The sequence below is a fragment of the Holdemania massiliensis genome, from assembly GCF_022440805.1.
GTDB classification, from domain to species: domain Bacteria; phylum Bacillota_I; class Bacilli_A; order Erysipelotrichales; family Erysipelotrichaceae; genus Holdemania; species Holdemania massiliensis_A.
Genome location: NZ_JAKNTK010000001.1, coordinates 176,957 through 194,018 on the forward strand (window position 1 = coordinate 176,957; position 17,062 = coordinate 194,018).

18 protein-coding genes are annotated in these 17,062 nt (G+C 46.9%); 17 read left to right on the plus strand and 1 reads right to left on the minus strand.

Annotated elements, in window-relative coordinates; translation table 11 throughout:
* The first annotated feature begins 1 nt into the window (after position 1).
* The 9 genes from lgt to MCG46_RS00840 all read left to right on the plus strand — a co-directional run bounded on the left by lgt (position 2) and on the right by MCG46_RS00840 (position 9,815).
* Positions 2-1,456 carry a prolipoprotein diacylglyceryl transferase gene (lgt, locus tag MCG46_RS00800; protein ID WP_240276719.1) on the plus strand — a complete coding sequence of 485 codons (1,455 nt, stop codon included), beginning with the start codon at positions 2-4 and terminating at the stop codon, positions 1,454-1,456.
* Positions 1,435-2,352 (plus strand): thioredoxin-disulfide reductase, encoded by a 918-nt coding sequence (trxB, locus tag MCG46_RS00805; protein WP_240276722.1) that lies wholly within the window; start codon positions 1,435-1,437, stop codon positions 2,350-2,352. Before lgt ends, trxB begins: the two co-directional genes overlap by 22 nt.
* 98 nt (positions 2,353-2,450) lie before the next feature.
* Positions 2,451-2,837, plus strand: coding sequence for an OsmC family protein (locus tag MCG46_RS00810; protein ID WP_240276724.1), 387 nt, complete (start codon positions 2,451-2,453; stop codon positions 2,835-2,837).
* Positions 2,838-2,924: 87 nt separating this feature from the next.
* Positions 2,925-3,869, plus strand: a complete 945-nt coding sequence (gene pfkB / locus MCG46_RS00815) for a 1-phosphofructokinase (protein WP_240276726.1) — start codon at positions 2,925-2,927, stop codon at positions 3,867-3,869.
* Positions 3,870-4,029: 160 nt separating this feature from the next.
* On the plus strand, positions 4,030-5,241 hold the full coding sequence (nagA, locus tag MCG46_RS00820) for an N-acetylglucosamine-6-phosphate deacetylase (protein ID WP_240276728.1): 1,212 nt from the start codon (positions 4,030-4,032) through the stop codon (positions 5,239-5,241).
* A gap of 328 nt (positions 5,242-5,569) precedes the next feature.
* Complete coding sequence (locus MCG46_RS00825; protein WP_240276729.1) at positions 5,570-6,046, plus strand: PTS system mannose/fructose/N-acetylgalactosamine-transporter subunit IIB; 477 nt, start codon at positions 5,570-5,572, stop codon at positions 6,044-6,046.
* Positions 6,047-6,066: 20 nt separating this feature from the next.
* The gene (locus tag MCG46_RS00830) at positions 6,067-6,867 is read left to right on the plus strand and encodes a PTS mannose/fructose/sorbose/N-acetylgalactosamine transporter subunit IIC (RefSeq protein ID WP_154238512.1); all 801 of its coding nucleotides are present in this window, start codon (positions 6,067-6,069) and stop codon (positions 6,865-6,867) included.
* Positions 6,864-7,685, plus strand: coding sequence for a PTS system mannose/fructose/sorbose family transporter subunit IID (locus MCG46_RS00835; RefSeq protein ID WP_240276730.1), 822 nt, complete (start codon positions 6,864-6,866; stop codon positions 7,683-7,685). Before MCG46_RS00830 ends, MCG46_RS00835 begins: the two co-directional genes overlap by 4 nt.
* A 141-nt stretch (positions 7,686-7,826) precedes the next feature.
* Complete coding sequence (locus MCG46_RS00840) at positions 7,827-9,815, plus strand: BglG family transcription antiterminator (protein WP_240276738.1); 1,989 nt, start codon at positions 7,827-7,829, stop codon at positions 9,813-9,815.
* A 227-nt stretch (positions 9,816-10,042) separates the two neighbouring features.
* Here the strand turns inward: MCG46_RS00840 and MCG46_RS00845 are convergent, their stop codons facing one another.
* Positions 10,043-10,585, minus strand: coding sequence for a hypothetical protein (locus MCG46_RS00845; protein WP_240276741.1), 543 nt, complete (start codon positions 10,583-10,585; stop codon positions 10,043-10,045).
* Positions 10,586-10,893: 308 nt separating this feature from the next.
* Here MCG46_RS00845 and rapZ point away from each other — a divergent pair, with 308 nt between their 5' ends.
* From rapZ to MCG46_RS00885, 8 genes are all read left to right on the plus strand, one after another.
* Positions 10,894-11,757 carry an RNase adapter RapZ gene (rapZ, locus tag MCG46_RS00850; protein ID WP_154238508.1) on the plus strand — a complete coding sequence of 288 codons (864 nt, stop codon included), beginning with the start codon at positions 10,894-10,896 and terminating at the stop codon, positions 11,755-11,757.
* Entirely contained in the window at positions 11,747-12,718 is a 972-nt protein-coding gene (locus MCG46_RS00855) for a gluconeogenesis factor YvcK family protein (protein ID WP_240276745.1), read from the plus strand. The genes rapZ and MCG46_RS00855 overlap by 11 nt, the downstream gene beginning before the upstream one ends.
* 2 nt (positions 12,719-12,720) lie before the next feature.
* On the plus strand, positions 12,721-13,656 hold the full coding sequence (gene whiA / locus MCG46_RS00860; protein WP_240276746.1) for a DNA-binding protein WhiA: 936 nt from the start codon (positions 12,721-12,723) through the stop codon (positions 13,654-13,656).
* 79 nt (positions 13,657-13,735) lie between these two features.
* A complete protein-coding gene (locus MCG46_RS00865; protein WP_240276747.1) occupies positions 13,736-14,263 on the plus strand; it encodes a hypothetical protein in 528 nt (175 codons plus the stop codon).
* Between the two features lie 85 nt (positions 14,264-14,348).
* A complete protein-coding gene (locus tag MCG46_RS00870; RefSeq protein WP_240276748.1) occupies positions 14,349-14,651 on the plus strand; it encodes a hypothetical protein in 303 nt (100 codons plus the stop codon).
* Entirely contained in the window at positions 14,620-15,534 is a 915-nt protein-coding gene (locus MCG46_RS00875) for a DUF2156 domain-containing protein (RefSeq protein ID WP_240276750.1), read from the plus strand. The genes MCG46_RS00870 and MCG46_RS00875 overlap by 32 nt, the downstream gene beginning before the upstream one ends.
* Positions 15,531-16,445: a GNAT family N-acetyltransferase gene (locus tag MCG46_RS00880; protein WP_240276752.1), complete on the plus strand. Its 915-nt coding sequence runs from the start codon at positions 15,531-15,533 to the stop codon at positions 16,443-16,445. The genes MCG46_RS00875 and MCG46_RS00880 overlap by 4 nt, the downstream gene beginning before the upstream one ends.
* Before the next feature lie 154 nt (positions 16,446-16,599).
* Entirely contained in the window at positions 16,600-16,887 is a 288-nt protein-coding gene (locus MCG46_RS00885; protein WP_240276758.1) for a hypothetical protein, read from the plus strand.
* Positions 16,888-17,062: the final 175 nt, after the last annotated feature.

Below are 17,062 nucleotides of genomic sequence, written 5' to 3' on the forward strand. Positions count from 1 at the left end.
AATGCAGTTTTTTCCTGATCCGCAGACTTTTATTGCCATCGGAAGTCTGTCTATTAAGTGGTACGCAGTGATCATTCTCTGCGGAGCCGTTTTGGCGTATTCATTCTGCGTCAAGGAAATCAAAAAGATGGGATACAAAGCAGAAACGGCGGAGGATCTGTTTCTCGGCTGCCTGATCTGCGGGCTGATCGGTGCCCGGCTGTGGTACTGCACCTTCTACAATCTGGAATATTATCTGGCCAATCCAATCCATATTCTCTACACGTTTGAAGGCGGCCTGGCTATTCAGGGCGGGCTGTTCGGCGGCGTGCTGTTTGGACTCTGGTATGCCCGCAAACATAAGATTAACTTTATGCGGATGGCCGATGCGATCGTGCCGAATGTGCTGTTGGCGCAGGGGATTGGCCGCTGGGGCAATTTTATCAATCAGGAAGCTTTCGGCCGCACCGTCAGCGAATCCTTTTATCGGTTTTATCCGGAATGGTTTAAAAATCAGATGTTTATTCAGGGCGCCTATCGCGAACCTACGTTCTTCTATGAAAGTGTCGGCGATATCTTAGGCTTCATTCTGATCGTCTTTGTGTATAAAAAGTTCTCCAAACCGAAGCGTGGTGATGGGGTTTACGCCTATATGCTTTGGTACGGTGCGATCCGGATCGTCGTCGAAGGACTGCGGACAGACAGTCTGATGTTAGGAAGACTGCGGATGGCGCAAGTCATTTCTGTGATCTTTATTGTTGTTGGTCTGTTAGGCATGCTGGGGGTTTTCCGCAAGCTGACGAAAAATCCAAAACCCGTCATTTTGTTTGATTTAGACGGAACGCTGCTGAATACAGAGCCGGCGATTTTAGCCAGCTATCGTGAACTGTTTAAAAAATACAGAACAGAAGAAGAATTTACCCGGGATAAGCAGCTGGCGGTGCTGGGGCCTTCCCTGAAAGCCATGTTCGCCGAATATTTCCCTGATCAGGATGCCGATCAGCTGACAAAGGAATACCGCGAGCACAACCGCGCCTTCCACGCAGATCTGGTTAAACCGATGGACGGCGCTGTGGAAATGCTGGATTATTTAAAAGCGGAAGGCTATAAAATGGGCATCGTTTCCACAAAGATTAAGGAAATGGTCCTGCTCGGTCTGACCTTGAACCAGATGGAAGGGTATTTCGACGTGATCATCGGCCAGGATGAAGTGAAAAACGGCAAACCGGATCCGGAGGGCATTCTGACAGCCTGTCGATTGATGAATGAAGGCCATGACAGCGTGATCTATGTCGGCGACAGTCCAATGGACATTCAGGCTGCCCGCAACGCTGGAGTTTTCTCTGTCGGCTATCTGTTCAATCCGGAACGCCGGGAACAGCTTGAAAATGAAAAACCGAATCGGATCATTGATGATCTGCGGCAGATCGAAGCTCTGGTCAAGGAGGATTTAACATGGACAAGCAATATGATGTAATCATTATCGGCGCCGGACCTGCCGGCATGACTGCCGCGGTTTATGCCAGCCGGGCAGGCTTAAAAACCGCAATGCTGGAAAAAGCAGCGCCGGGCGGTAAGATGATCAAGACCTATGAAATTCAGAACTGGCCGGGAATTAAGGAGATCAACGGAGCGGATCTGGCCTATCAGATGTTCGAGCATTCCACGCACTTCGGGGCAGAATACCTGTATGGTGATGTGGAAAAAATTATCGAGGGTCCAATCAAGCAGGTTGTCTGTGCCGATGGTCAGATTTATACCGCTGCCGCTGTGATCATTGCGACTGGGACCCGTGAACGGCTGTTAAATATACCGAACGAAAAAGAACTGACCGGCAAGGGTGTATCCTATTGCGCGGTGTGCGACGGCAGCTTCTTCCGTGATCAGCCGGTGACCGTCATCGGCGGGGGAAATTCAGCGCTGGAAGAATCGTTGTATTTAACGCAGTTTGCCAGTGAAGTTCATATTGTGATCCGCCGTGATGTGTTCCGGGCCGAGCCGATTATTCAGCAGGCGATCGAACAGAACCCGAAGATTGATATTATCCGCAGTCATGTTCCGGTGGAAATTCTGGAACAGGAGGGCAAGGTCGGTGGCATCGTCTTAAAGAATGTTCATGACGGAAAGCTGACAACGCTGAACACCAAAGCGGTATTCCCGTATATTGGCGCGGATCCCTGCACGGAGTTTGCGCAGGATTTGGGAATCCTCGACGATCATGGCTACATCCTTGTGAATAACAACATGGAAACCACTTGCCCGGGGATTTATGGGGTGGGCGATGTGACGGCGAAAACGCTGCGTCAGGTAGTCACTGCTGCCAACGACGGCGCGATTGCCGCTCAGCAGGCTTTCCATCAAATCAAACATTAATGGATCTGAGGCAAGATTTCTGCATAGATAAAAAGAGAGAACGTTTCGCGGATTCCCTTGAAGCGGGAACATCGGGAAACGTAAAGGAGGAATAAAAAATGGCATCAAGAACAATTCGGTTTGAGAATGGATTTCATGGTGAACTGCAGTTAGATGAAGGCGTTGTTAAAATTGGCCGGGAACCCGGTTCCGCTGCGCCTTACGACATGCTTTACGGGGCGCTGGCCTCTTGCCTGTATGTGACATTCTTAGGCATATTGGAAAAGAAACGAATCGCAATCGAAGGTGCGGAGATTGTTGTGGAAGGTGAAAAACGGACAGAAGTTCCGACCACGTTAAAAACCGTGCATCTGACTGTGACGATCCGTGGGACGGAGAAGGAAGAGGCAGTTCGCAAGTCTTTCGATCTGGCGACAAAATATTGTTCTGTTTATCAGACGATCAGCCATGTTGCTGAAATGAGCAACGAACTGCATTTCGCTTAAGCTTTCGCTGCCGAACCTGAACCCTTATCCGGTTCAGGTTTTTTCAAATGCGTTTGCTTGATCATCGAAACGGAAAAGAGGAATTCTATGATTTATACCGTCACATTAAATCCGGCGCTGGATTATTACTGCACCGTTGAATCTTTAAAGCTGGGTGAAACCAACCGCTGCGTCCGTGAAGCGCTGATCGGCGGCGGCAAAGGGATTAACGTATCGTTGATGCTGGCGCAGCTGAAGGTACCGACAACCGCTTTGGGCTTTGCGGCCGGCTTTACGGGCGAGGAACTGATTCGTCAGCTGCAGGCGCAGGCGATCACGGCGGATTTTATCCGCTGTGAAAAAGGACAGACACGAATCAACGTCAAGATCAGCGCTGGGGAGGAAACGGAAATCAATGGCCGCGGGCCTGCGGTCAGTGCGGCAGAAAGGGAAGCGCTGCTGGAAAAAATTCACGGCATCCATCCTCAGGATACGCTGGTGCTTTCCGGGAATGTACCGCCGACCTTACCGGAATCAATCTACGAACAGATACTTTCCCAGCTGGAAGATCCCTCCATTCGCGTCGTCGTGGATGCCGAAGGAAATCTGCTGAAAAAGACGCTGCGGTTTCATCCGTTTCTGATCAAACCGAATTTAGCTGAGCTCCGGCAGATGGTATCCAATCCCCAAGCTTCTTTAGACGATCAAATTCAGGAGCTGCGTCAGCTGGGCGCTCAGCATGTCCTGGTATCCATGGGGGCAGAGGGTTCAGTTTTATTTGCGGCGGATGGCAGCGTGTACCGGCAATTACCGATGACAGGGGAAATGATCAGCACTGTGGGTGCCGGAGATTCGATGGTCGCCGGATTTTTAGCTTCGTTGGAAAACCCGTCTGCATCCTTTGAGGAAAGTCTGCGCTGGGCAGCGGCCTGTGGTACGGCAACGGCCTTCAGCCGCGGGATTGCGCAGCGGAAACAGGTGGAAGCACTGTTAAAACAGATCCAAATTGAAGAATTAAGCGGCCAGATGCCGAAAATTTCTTTTCCGCTGTAAAAGATAATGCAGTAGCCGGCAGTTTTTCCTGTCCGCGCCAAGCTCAAAACCTGGATTCTTCCTGAGCGGCATTTCCGGAAAAACCCGAAGTTTTTCTGGTGGAAGTCCGCAGCCGGTTTCTTTATAGTGAAGTCAGAGAAGAAAGAAAAGAGGTAGAACGATGAGAAAATTAACATCGCGGCAGATCGTAACCGAACAGGGGATCGTCGAGGGGAGTCTGATCCTGGATGGAGATCGTATAAGCTCGATTGATCCGCAGCCGGTCAGAGAAACAGAAGAGGAAGAGGCCTGGGCTATTCTGCCGGGCATTATTGATATCCACACCCATGGCGGTGGGGGTTATCTGACGAATTATCTGGCTAATTCCGGATCCATTGATGAAATTCGCAAGCTGTCCAAATTCTATGCTTCGCGGGGAATTACCTCGTTTCTTGCCACGGTTTCCCTTTGGTCGGAAGAGAAAATGTGTGAAATCATGTCGGGAATCGCCGATCTTGTCCAAAATGAAAAGATGCCGGGCGCCCAAATATTAGGCATAAACCTTGAAGCTCCATGCTTCAATTTAAACAAGTCCGGTGCCGGATTTATGACCCCCCAATGGATGCCCAATCCCAGCCGGGAATTAGCGGAACGTTTCATTCAGGCCGGCCGGGGATTTTTAAAATATGTAACGCTGGCGCCGGAGCTGCCGGGCGCTCAGGCTGCGATAGAAGCCTATCAAAAGGCGGGAGTTCAAGTCGCGGCCGGTCATACCGATGCTTCTTCAGAGGAAATGAAAAGAGCGGTGGAATGGGGAGTGCGCAGTGTAAGTCATGCAGGAAATGCGATGTCCATGATTCATCAGCGAAACATCGGCGTTTTGGGCCAGCTGATGCTGCAGCGGGAAATGATCGCTGAACTGATCTGTGACTTTATCCATCTCAGTCCGGAATTTATCCAGCTGATGATTCAGGTCAAAGGCTGCGATCATCTTTGCATGATTGCGGACGCTTCTGAACTGGCCGGGCTGGAAGAAGGGGTCTACAATACTCAGCCCCGTCCTGTCCGTCTGAAACCGGATGGCCGGGTTGTCGTCGAAGGCAGCGATGTGCTGTGCGGAAGCAGCCTGTTTGTCATCGACGGACTGCGCAATCTGACGCAGACGCTGCATCTTCCGTTAAGCGAAGCCGTTAAAATGAGTTCGCTCAGCGCCGCCCGGCATTTTCATCTCGATCACGCTTTGGGCAGTCTTAAAGCTGGAAAACAGGCTGATCTGATCCTGATTGATGAGAATTTTCAGGTCCTGGAAACCATTGTCGAGGGAAGAACAGTCTATCGGCAAGGAGATGAAATTGAACGCAATCCGGCAATCACTAAGTTGAAAATAGGCTAAGCCGCTGAAAATCCCAAAGAACTGATTCATTTGGAATCGGATCTTTGGGTCTTTTTTTATCCTTCTTTCCTGCTTAAACTGCGGGTTTATCCCGTCATTTTCTTATTTGACAATTCAAAAAAGCTCAGAAATCGTTAAAAACAGTCTGAACAGGCGCTGAAAAAGCATCATAAAATTACCGATTAAACACGAATTATCTGGGATGGAGTTCAGCCTTGAAGCTCTTTACAATGAAGTTATCAGAAGCGTGCTGCAGAATTGAAGAAGAAAGTTCATGCAGAAAGTGTTAATTTCTGAGATCCATCAAAACAGAGAGGAGGAGATAAGAATGATTCGTTTACTGCGGATTGATGAACGGCTGATCCATGGTCAGGTTGCGACGACATGGACACGTCAGCTGGGAGTCAATGCCATTGTCGTGGCTAATGATGAAGCGGCGGACAACGAACTAGTTACGATGACGCTGCGAATGGCTGCACCGCCCGGAATCCAAGTTGCGGTCAAAAACCTTCGCGGGGCAGTGAACCTGCTGAATGACAAGCGGATTGCCGACATGAAGATTCTGATCGTCGCAGACAAGCCTAAAGATGCTCTGGAACTGGTTCGGCAGGTACCGGGAATTCCCTGTGTCAACATTGGAAATTTCGGCCGAGTTGGGGACAGGCATCAGCGCCGTTCACTGACTGAGAACTTTTCAGCCAGTGAGGAAGAATTGGAACAGCTGCGGGAAATGGCTGAGCTTGTCCGCTGTGAAGTTCAGGTTCTGCCGACTTTGCCAAAAAAAGATCTGAAACAATTCTTATAAGAAGAGGAGGAGAAAATTTCATGATCCAAAGTGCTTTAATTCTGGCCTTCGTGTACTATATTGTCTACCTGTTGGACTGCAGCATGGCCTGGGATGCAACCTGGCGGCCTTTATTTGTAGCTTCTTTGACCGGTCTTGCTTTAGGGGATATGAAAACCGGATTAATTATGGGGGCGTCCCTGGAAGCTATTTATATGGGAATATCGGCGATTGGCGGCGTAATTCCCTCCGATCCCTGCTCAGCCTCCATTTTGTCGGTGGCCTTTGTTGTTCTGACCGGCGCGGATCTCAATTTGGCGTTGGCTCTGGCCGTGCCGATTGGAACGGTCATGCAGTATGTCAGCACATTGATTTCACCGATTGATATTTCCTTAGTTGGATTGTTTGAAAAATTTGCCCGTGAAGGAAAAGATAAATCCTATACGCTGCTGCACTATGCCAGTATGTTTATCATTCGTCCGCTGCCTAAGACGATGGTCGTCTTTCTGGCGGCCGCGCTCGGCGTTGAAAATCTTCAGACAGTAACGAATTTACTTCCGGCCTTCGTTATGAACGGCCTGAGTGTTTCCGGTGGAATGCTGGTCGCGGTCGGCTTCGCAATTCTGACCTCCATGATTTGGTCGAAGGCCCTGGGCATTTACTTCTTTCTTGGCTTCGCCTTTGTTAAATTTCTGAATCTGCCGATTATCGGTGTCAGCATTTTTGCTTTAGCGGCTGCGATTCTCAACTATACGCGGCAATGGCAGGCAAAAAAGATGAAAGATGAAATACTGGCGCAGCTGCCAGAAAATCATGCGGGTAAGGAGGATTTGTTCGGATGAAAAAAGTATATACCCCTGAAGAAAAGAAAAACCTGAGACATTTGTTCTGGCGTTCCGGTCATTTCTGGGCAACCTTCAATATGGTCAAGATGATGGGACAAACCTATGCTTTCTGCCTGTTTCCAATTCTAAATGAAGTCTATGCTGGAAACGAAGAACTGAGACGGGAAGCAATGCTGCGCAACACAGAGTTCTTTAACTGCAATGCCAGTATGTCTGGACTCTGCCTGGGCGTCAGCTATGCTCTGGAAAAAGAACGGGCAGCCAATCCGGAATCAGTATCTCCGCAGATGATTACGAATATTAAAACATCTTTGATGGGGCCGCTGGCAGCCATCGGCGATTCGCTGTTCTTCAACTGCATCCGCGTGATTTCCGGCGGTATCGGCATTGCCCTGGCTTCTCAGGGGAATCCATTGGGCGTCGTGCTCTTTGTCGCAATTTACGGCGGATCCTTCCTAGCCCTGAAGTGGATATTAATCAAACTTGGCTATGGCTTAGGCACCAATGTCATTACTGAAGCCTTCCATTCCGGGATCATTAACATGATTACACAGTCGGCATGTATCATGGGACTGATGATGGTGGGCGCTTTGGTCGCGCAGATGGTCTCTGTTCAAATTCCTTTGATCGTGCCGATGGGCGGCGGCGCGGAAATGGTAGTACAGACAATTTTTGATGAGATCATGCCGGGTTTGTTAGAGTTGGGTCTGTTGTTTGGCATCGTAGCTTTGCTCAAACGCAAATGGAAGCCGATTACAGTTATTGCCTTGATTCTGGTGATGGCGGTTGTCGGATCTTTCTTCGGTATTTTCTGATCATTCGCAGAAAAGGAAGGTGGCTTCCTTTTTTGTCTGTTTCGAAATCAGGAAGAAACTGGAAAGAAGTTTGATCTGAGGAAGCTTGCCCGAATGTTATAATGAGGAGGAAATAACGATGGAAAGAAAAAGGTGTTCGGCATGAATGCGAATTACCGGCAGCTGTCCCTGCTTTACGAGTTTCTTAATCATACAGGACAATATCTGACTTATCCGATGCTGTGCGAGCAGATGAACGTTTCAGAGAAAACGATTCATAATGATATTCAGGTGATCAACGATACGATACGCAAGAATAATCTTCAAATCTGTCTGCGTAAAAACCGCGGCTTCCTGCTTCAGGCCCAGGATCCGCGCGTGATCCGGGAATTGAAAAATCAATTTCGATATCGCTTTTATAATGTATATGACCTGCAGGAGAATTTTAAACTGCGGATTAATACGATTTTAAAACAGCTGCTGATCAGCGAAGGGTATATCAAACTCCAGGTCATTGCGGATCAGATGTGGCTCAATCCCCAGTCAATTTCACGGGAGATGAAAGAAGTCCGGAAAATGCTGAGCGACTATAATCTGAAACTGGTCAGCCGGCCCTACCATGGGATGAAAATTGAAGGAAATGAGATTAACTACCGCTTCTGTTATATGGATTCCATTTGTTACTATAACCATAAGGTGAAGATGATGGACGTCTTTCTGGATGTTGATCACAAGGATCACATGGAAGGTCGGGAACGCGAGGAAATCGCACGCATTGTTTCGGATTTAATCTGCAGTCAGAAACTTGCGATCAGCGACCTGGAAACCCGCAAATGGATAGTGATGATCATGTTGTCAAATCGGCGCCAGAAAGCAGGGCATTCCGTAACCTTTTCTGAGGAACAGGCACGGCTGCTCGATCAGTTTCGTCCGCTGTTTCCGCTGGACGATCTTTGTCTGCAGCTAAAGGCATATTATGGTCATGCCCTGCCGGTTCAGGAACAGCGGTTTCAGCTTTTGTTTCTTCTCTGCAATCTGGATTTATCCGACAGTGAAATTGAGGAAACGCGCTTTGGTCCTTTCTATGACCTGGCGGCAGTCCTGTTTGACAAAATCCGCAGGAAATTTGCCTCTCTGGACATTTTAAGTCTGTCTGCGATGGACGCTATGAAAACAGAATTTCTGCGCTTTTTGATTCCCATTGTCGTGCGGATGTCGTTTAAGATTCCGGAGAATAATACGACTTCTGAACTGGTTCGGATCGCGAAACAAACCCCGGTTTCTTGTCAAATCGCCATTATTATTCATGATATCATTCAGAACTGGTTTGACTGCGATATCGGCGAAGTTTCACAATGTCTGATCTCACTGTTTCTGTACCGTCAGATTAAAAAAATTGAGAATAAGCGGATGCAGCTGCGGCTGGCTGTGTACCCGGTGGCGAATGTGTTCGTGGCGGAAGCTTTGAAAGAAGCTTTGATGGAACGGCTGCATTATTATGTTCAGTCCGTAGCGATCTTAAGAGAACGGGAGTTGACGGAAATATCACGGGAGACAGTTGATTTTCTGATTTGTTTTGATGAAAGCGTTCCGGTTTCCGTTCCGGATTCAGTCCCTGTTCTGAAAATCGATTACTATCTCAACAACAATGATTATGATGCTCTCTATCAGAACATGATCCAGCCGTCGCTTCAATATGAAACGCCTTTTTCATCGCTGAGCCGGGATGATATTTATCTGGACGCTCATTTTTCTGATGTGGAACAATTAAAAAAGACGTTAATCAGCTTTTATCTTGAAGAATTGGATCAACAGTGGCTGGCCTACTTACTGTATCGGAAATTTCTTCATTTGGATTGGCTGATATTGGACGAAACGTTGAACATTCTTCTGTTTACATCCGAAAAAAGACGGATGATGACGAAATTGTTTTATCTGGTGAAACCTTTGCCTATAAAAAATAAGAAGATTAAACGGATTTATTTTTTTGTTATCCGGACTGACGGCGATCCAATTCGATTAAATACGGCAGAAATGCTGATTCGCTGCATGACGGAGGGACAGCCCCGAATTTTGAAGGATGAAGCAGATAACCTGCTGGATCCTTATGAATATTATATCCATCAGCGGAAAGTTAAAATCAGCGGATGAGGGGAACGGAGAACGAAAGTCATAATCTAAAGTCAGCAAATAAAACAGAAATGCTCATATTAGTTTGATCATCTCTGTTTTCTTTTCACTTTGATAATTGCTTATACGTTTTCTTTTTATTAAGATAAAGTGAAAAACATAGCGTACTCTTAAAAAATGAAGCAGATGTATCATTGTTGAACACGATGCTTTCCTCCTTGGGAGAATAACTGAATGATTAAGTATACTTAATAGGAGAATGGGACAAGATTAGAATTGAAATTTTCCAAGGAAAGCCAAAATTGTTTGATGTCCAGAGAGCTTGTATAGTAAACCGCTTCAACGAGTTGAGTTTGTTCTGCCACTATTTTCTGCTTGATGACAAGGATTGTCGGTTTTCCATGATAGTGAAACTGGGCAGAGGTCAGGAAATACAGGGTTTCATGATTGCTCAGATAAAGGCCGGTGCTGTTGATTGCGGGGAATTCTCTGTTGGCCAAAAGCATGCCATCGTAACGGAAGCCATTTCTTGAAACAGGAGTTAAGCTGTGGATAAAGGTATCAATTTTATTCTCCTGATCCACCAGAAAAGCGAAATGATGATAATCTGACTCCTCAAGATTTTTATAAAAATTTTGATTTCTGACATATCGTTGATAAGCATCCAAGTTTAGTCTGGAAAGATCATCAACAAAAAGTGTGTTTTGAAAGGGAGTTAAAAACAGATAAGCGGTCACTGTCAGCAAGAGAAAAGGAATTATCTTTCGTAATGCCTTGATCATACGCTTCATCATTTTCACTCCTTTAAAAAAATTATACAAAGAAAACGGAAGAATAGAAAGGCCGGATTGTGCCTGGAAAGACTGCGTGAAGCGTTTGTTTCTGCTTCCTTGGATCACCCTTGGTTCCGACAAGGATAAACAGAAATCGGGCAAAAGCAAACATTGAATTGATGACAGGACATACGATAGAAAAGATAGATTCTCTGTATGCTGAAAAACGGCGGGGAAAAGTCAGATTGAGAAAAACAAGGGGTTCACGATTGAGAACCGCCAGGGGCTGTGGTAAAATACAGCTAACAAAACAAGAGGTGATCGAGATGAAGAAAAAGCGTGTTATCCTGGTCAGCGGGATGTCCGGAGCGGGCAAAACGAGTGCGACCAGCGTTTTGGAAGATATGGGATATCACTGCATCGACCAGTTCCCGGTTCAGCTGTTAAGTCTGTTGGTGGATCTGATCGAAAACAGTACCGATCCGCGCTATTCGTATTTAGCGCTGGCAACGTCCGCAAAAGATTTTCCGGAATTCCTCAAAGCTTTTGAAGGTGAGGACATGGATGTGCGCGTCCTGTTTCTGGATGCTTCCAATGAAGAACTGCTGCACCGCTATAAATCGACGCGGCGGACGCATCCGCTTTTAATCTCCAACGCTTGCAATACGCTGGAGGAAGCGATCAGCGTGGAGCGGCAGATGTTCCAGAATTATAAAGATACCGCTTTTCTGTTAGTTGACACGACGTTCTTAAAAGCGTCGGAACTGAAACAGAAGATCGAGAAGTATTTTTCATTGAGCAGCGCGCCGGTCTTTTCGATCAGCTTCATCTCATTTGGCTACAAGCATGGCGTACCGCTGGACGCGGATCTGATGATTGATGTGCGTTTTCTGCCCAATCCGTATTGGGAAGTGGAGCTTCGGCCGTATTCCGGTGATGATCCGCAGGTCTATCATTATGTAATGGATAAACCGGAAACTCAGGAGTTCATCAAACGTCTGCTGGAATTCCTCGATTATGCGTTTACTGAATATGTCAAGGAAGGCAAGAATCATTTCACCGTGGCGATTGGCTGTACCGGCGGTCAGCATCGCTCTGTTTCGATCACGAATTTCCTGTATGACCACTATAAAATTCAATATAACTGTTATAAAGAACACCGCGATAAGCGGGGATTAGATGAACAATAGACCGTTGAAAGTGGTCGTCATCGGCGGCGGGCATGGCCAGTCGGTCATTCTGCGCGGCATTAAGTTTATTCAGGATATTCAGATTTCAGCGATCGTCACCGTAGCGGATGACGGCGGCAGTACCGGCCGGCTGCGTCGTCAGTTTCATATCCCGGCGATGGGGGATATTCGCGCCGTTCTGATTGCTTTGGCTGAATCAGAAACGTTATTGAAAAATCTTATGGAATACCGGTTTGAAGGCGAAGCGGATCCAGAACAGGAAGATCAGGGTGTGATGGGACATAATCTCGGCAACCTGATTCTGACAGCGTTAACGCAAAGCTGCGGAAGCTTTCTGGAAAGCATCGGGATCTTGTCCAAGGTGCTGAATGTGCGCGGCGATATCATCCCGGCGACAACGCAGGTGATCACGCTGTTTGCCCGCATGGCAGACGGAACGATTGTCCGCGGGGAGTCCAACATTCCGAATATGAATAACCGGATCGATACCGTGTTTTACCAGGAAACGGTCAAAGCTTCGGAAAAGGCTGTCCATGCGATTCAGGAAGCGGATCTGATCGTTTACGGGATCGGCAGCATTTTCACCAGTATCCTGCCGAATCTGATCATTCCGGAAATTGCCGAAGCGATTCATCAATCGCACGCTTACGGCGTTTACCTGTGCAATGCGATGAGTCAGCCAGGGGAAACGGATGATTTTACGATGGAAGATCATGTCGACGCCCTGATTCGTCATGGCGCTAAAATTAATGAAGTACTGTTTGCCCAGGATCCGATACCAGAAACAATTTTAACCCGCTATGCGGCTGAGGGTGGAAGACCGGTTAAAATGGTTCAGGATCAGCATGCCTATCAGGTCACTCCGACGTCCCTACTGGATTTCAGCGATGAGCTCGTCCGCCATGATGCCGATAAAATCCGCCGCAGCATGCAGCAGCTGTTAGCGAAAATGAAGGAGTAAGTATGTCATTTACCACAGAAGTCAAATCCGAAATTGCTCAGAATGAGCTGAAAACCTGTTGCCAGAAGGCGGAACTTTCTGCTTTGGTGCAGCTGTGTTCCAGCCTGACGATTAACGCTCAGGGCATGTCGTTAATGATTAAGACGGAGAATGCCTCAACAGCGAAACGGATTCTTAAATTGTTGAAGGAAAACTATGCGGTTGAAACGGACTTATCCGTCATCAAAAAGATGAACTTAAAGAAAAATAACATCTATCGTTTACAGGTGCTGAATAAGACAACGGAAATTCTCAATGATCTGGGCTTGTTTACAGACCATGGCTTGCAGAATCACCCGACCCGCAAATTGGTTCAGAAGGAATGCTGTGCCAGAGCTTACTTGGCCGGTGCATTCATGGCGATGGGATCGGTCAATTCACCGCAAAAGACGAATTATCATCTGGAAATTGTCACCAATGATGAATCGCACGCCTTGTTCATTCAGAAGCTGATGCACAAATTTGATATGCCGGCCAAAGTGATTTCCCGCCGGACAGCGTATGTTGTGTATTTGAAAGCAGCCGATAAAATCGCGGATTTTCTGCGCTGTGTCGGGGCTTATGAAGCGTTGATGAAGTTTGAGGATATCCGCATCCATCGGGATTTCCGCAATAACCTGACGCGGCTGGATAATTGTGAAGTAGCCAATGAGATGAAAAGTCAGGCGGCAGCGAAGAAGCAGCTGGAGGATATCGCGCGGATTGAAAAAGCCGGACGGCTGCGGTTTCTCGATGAAAAGCTGAAAGCCGTGGCCCAGCTGAGGGTGCAGTATCCGGAAGCCAGTCTGAACGAATTGAGCGCGGAATATGAAAAACAGACGGGCGTTGCCATGTCCAAGTCCGGTATGAAGCATCGTTTCGGCAAGCTTCATGAAATTGCGGAGCAGCTTCCGGAATAAGTCGTTCTTTCATCTCAAGACCCAAAGAATTCAGCATAAAAAAGCAAACTTTATCCATACTGCTAGAGAGGTGATGGAGTTGGCTTTTTTTCTTTTGTTGATCCAGCTGACCGGTTTGTCCTGGAATTTAACCTATACGGCGGAAGAATGGAACTGTGATCAGGGACAGATCACGGTAGTGCTTCACGAACAATCGCTGCCGGTTACATTGTTTGATATTGAACTGACGGATACGGGGAAAATTCGAGCCTGTGAAATCCTCAATCAGGCCGCATCCGTAACCTTTGAAATTGATGATCACGTCGCCCAGACTACACCGCTTCCTGTTTGGTTGTTTGCGGATGGCGAGCTGGTTCAGCGTTTACTGGTTGAAGAAGGGGCAGCTACCATTTCCATTTCCAATCCTGACTACACCTATGCTGCTCAGCTGCAGGCCGCTTCCTCAAAGCCGGTCATTGCCCGCAGTGCAGTCAGTTCGGTTGTGGAGTATAACCGCCGGCGCGGTGAGGTAGGGCTGGCCTTTTTGTGCTTTGCGACCTCTGGCTTTTTGATCGTGTGGACATTCTCAGCCAGCATGCGGCGCCGTCGAAAGGAAAGAAATTCTTAAATTTGATGTTAGAGTTGCAAAACTTTTCTCTTTTGCGTTCTTTTAGGATATAATGAAACCGGTGATAAACATGAGATTTTTAACGATGATTCTTACAGTTCTGCTGATCATCGCCTTTATCAGCATGGCCTGGCCGTTTATTTTGGCAATGCTGGTGATGTTGGTGGCCCTCGGCGTTTTCGGTTTGTTTCGGGTACGGAAGATGACGAAAACGATGAGCGATCAATGGGCATCGATGGATCAGAATCAGGATTCGATTTGGATTGATGAACAAACTCAGGACAGCCCGTTTGAACAGCGGGTATCGCAGCCTGAGGTTTTTGAAGCGGAATATACTGAAAGAAGGACGGATGAGGATGGACGCCAGTCAGATACAAAGGGACTTTGATCCCGTTACCGTAGATGATTACCCACTGATCCAGCGTTATTTAGCGCTGGCCCAGTATGAAGAAAGCAATCACAACTTAGTCAACATGATCCTATGGATCGACTCTTACCCGCTGTTTAAGTGTCAGCATGAAAACTGGCTGCTGCTTTTGGGCGTGCATGAGGGAACGCTGTTCATTTATATGCCGCTGTGCCGGCCGGAATATTTCAAGGAAGCGATTCTGGCGGCAAAGGCGATCTTTGAGCGTTACCATCTGCCGTTTGTACTCAGCTGTTTCACCAAGGAGGCGGCGCAGTGGTTTGCGGATACTTTTCCCAACACTTGTCTGGAGGAAAACCGTGACAGTGCGGATTACGTCTACCTGTGTGAAAAGCTGAAAACCTTCGCGGGCAAGAAGCTGCAGAAAAAACGCAATCATTTGAATGCGTTTTATAAGGAGTACGAAGGCCGCTGGCAATACGAATCATTCAATAAAGACAATGTTGCAGAATGTGTGGAATTTTTGAAACAATGGCATGCTGACGACCCGGATGCGTTTCTGCAGGCAGAGCGACAGGGGGTATTCAGAATTTTATCCTTGTTCGGTCAGATTCCTTACCACGGAGGACTGATCCGCATCGATGGCCAGGTGAAAGCATTTGCAATCGGCTCCTGGCTGAGTGATCGGATGTGTCAGGAAAACATAGAAAAGGCCGATGATGAAATTCGCGGATTATATCAGGCAGTCATGAAAGAATGGCTGATCCATGAATTTGATCAGGCAGAATATGTCAATCGGGAAGATGATATGGGGCATGAGAATATCCGCCAGGCCAAGCTTGCCTATCATCCTGAGTTCTTAATTGAAAAATATCGACTTTGCGGAAAGGAGAATCAGCTATGATCAGTAAAGCGCTGCCGCAGGAAAAAAAGACGATTTACGGAATCTGGAAACAGGTGTTTGCCGGCGATGACGGCGGCTATACAGATTATTTTTTCCGCACGCTTTACAAGCCGGAAAATACGCTGGTTCTCAAAGAATCCGGAAATATTGTATCAACGCTGATGCGGATTCCGCATGCGATCATGCTGAATGGCCGGATCGTGCAGACTTCTATGATTCTGGGGGTAGCAACACTGCCGTCCTACCGTAAGCGCGGCTGTATGCATGAGCTGATGAATGATGTACTGGATGAGGTCGAACATCGTGAACTGGTGACGCTGATCCAGGCTTATAATCCATCCATGTATATTCAGTTTGGTTTTGAGATGGTGTATTACCGCAGACGTTATACGGTTCAGCGTTCTCAAATTCCAACTTGCAGCAATGAGGGACTGACCTATAAAATTAAATCAGAAGATCTGCTTGAGGTGTATACGACGTATGTCCGTCGGTTTGATGGATTCTATCTGCGCACGAAAGAGGATTTTGATCATCTGCAGGAGGAGTGCAATGCTGAGGGCGGTAAGCTGATTGCCTATTACGATCAGAACAAGCAGATTCAGGGCTATGCCTCTTTATATCAGACAGCTCAGGGGATTGAAGTGCGGGAATGCATTTATCTCAACAGTGTGGCGTTGTTTAAATTACTGAATCTGGCGCTTCAGCTGAAGAATGAAATCCTTGTGCATACGACAGCCGATGAACATTTAGAGAAGATTATCAAAGATGTAACCTGGCAGGATTATGGTTTTACCATGGCGCGGGTGAATGATTACGATTTGTTCAACCGGCTTTACGGTACCACAGTGGCTTCACCGAAAGAGGCTTTTGCGCTCAGTGGAAAACCGTTGTTTATGCACGAATATGCCTGAGTCCAAAATACTATGAATATCAAAGAACTGATAAAAAGGTGGATGCAGCCATCAGTGATCAATGTATAAGCGTAGATATGCCGTTCCGGTCGATGCTTTGCTTCAGATTGGAGTTCTGAGTAAGGAGAAATACAAGGAGTGGCAGTTTGGCCGTGTGGATTATTTAGAACGTGTGTGCAATACGAATTTAAGTAAGCTTAGTTTAATCTTGCATGAAATTCGCGTTTATGCTCGCAAAAATCAGCTGAAGCCTTCAGTGAGTGATTATAAGCAATGGGGAAATAAGAATAAGAAAATATCACTTCGTTTCAGCAAGTATGGAAATCCAGAAATTGAAAAACAATATTCTACGCTTTATGTTGATGTGAAACGAATTGGACAACTGAAAGAAATGAAGCAGAAGGAAGCAGATGTTTCGGATATTCAAGTCAAGGATGAATGATAAGAAAACCTTGAATATCAAAAATTAATGTTCTAAAAAAGATATATCATTTAGGAATTAAGAAAAAGAGATATGGGATTTCAAAGATACAGGGACAGATAAGCCGGTATATTCCTATAAAGCTTTTCCTTAATTTTTTCTTGGATAATATTTTTGCAGTTCGCGATGTTCTGTG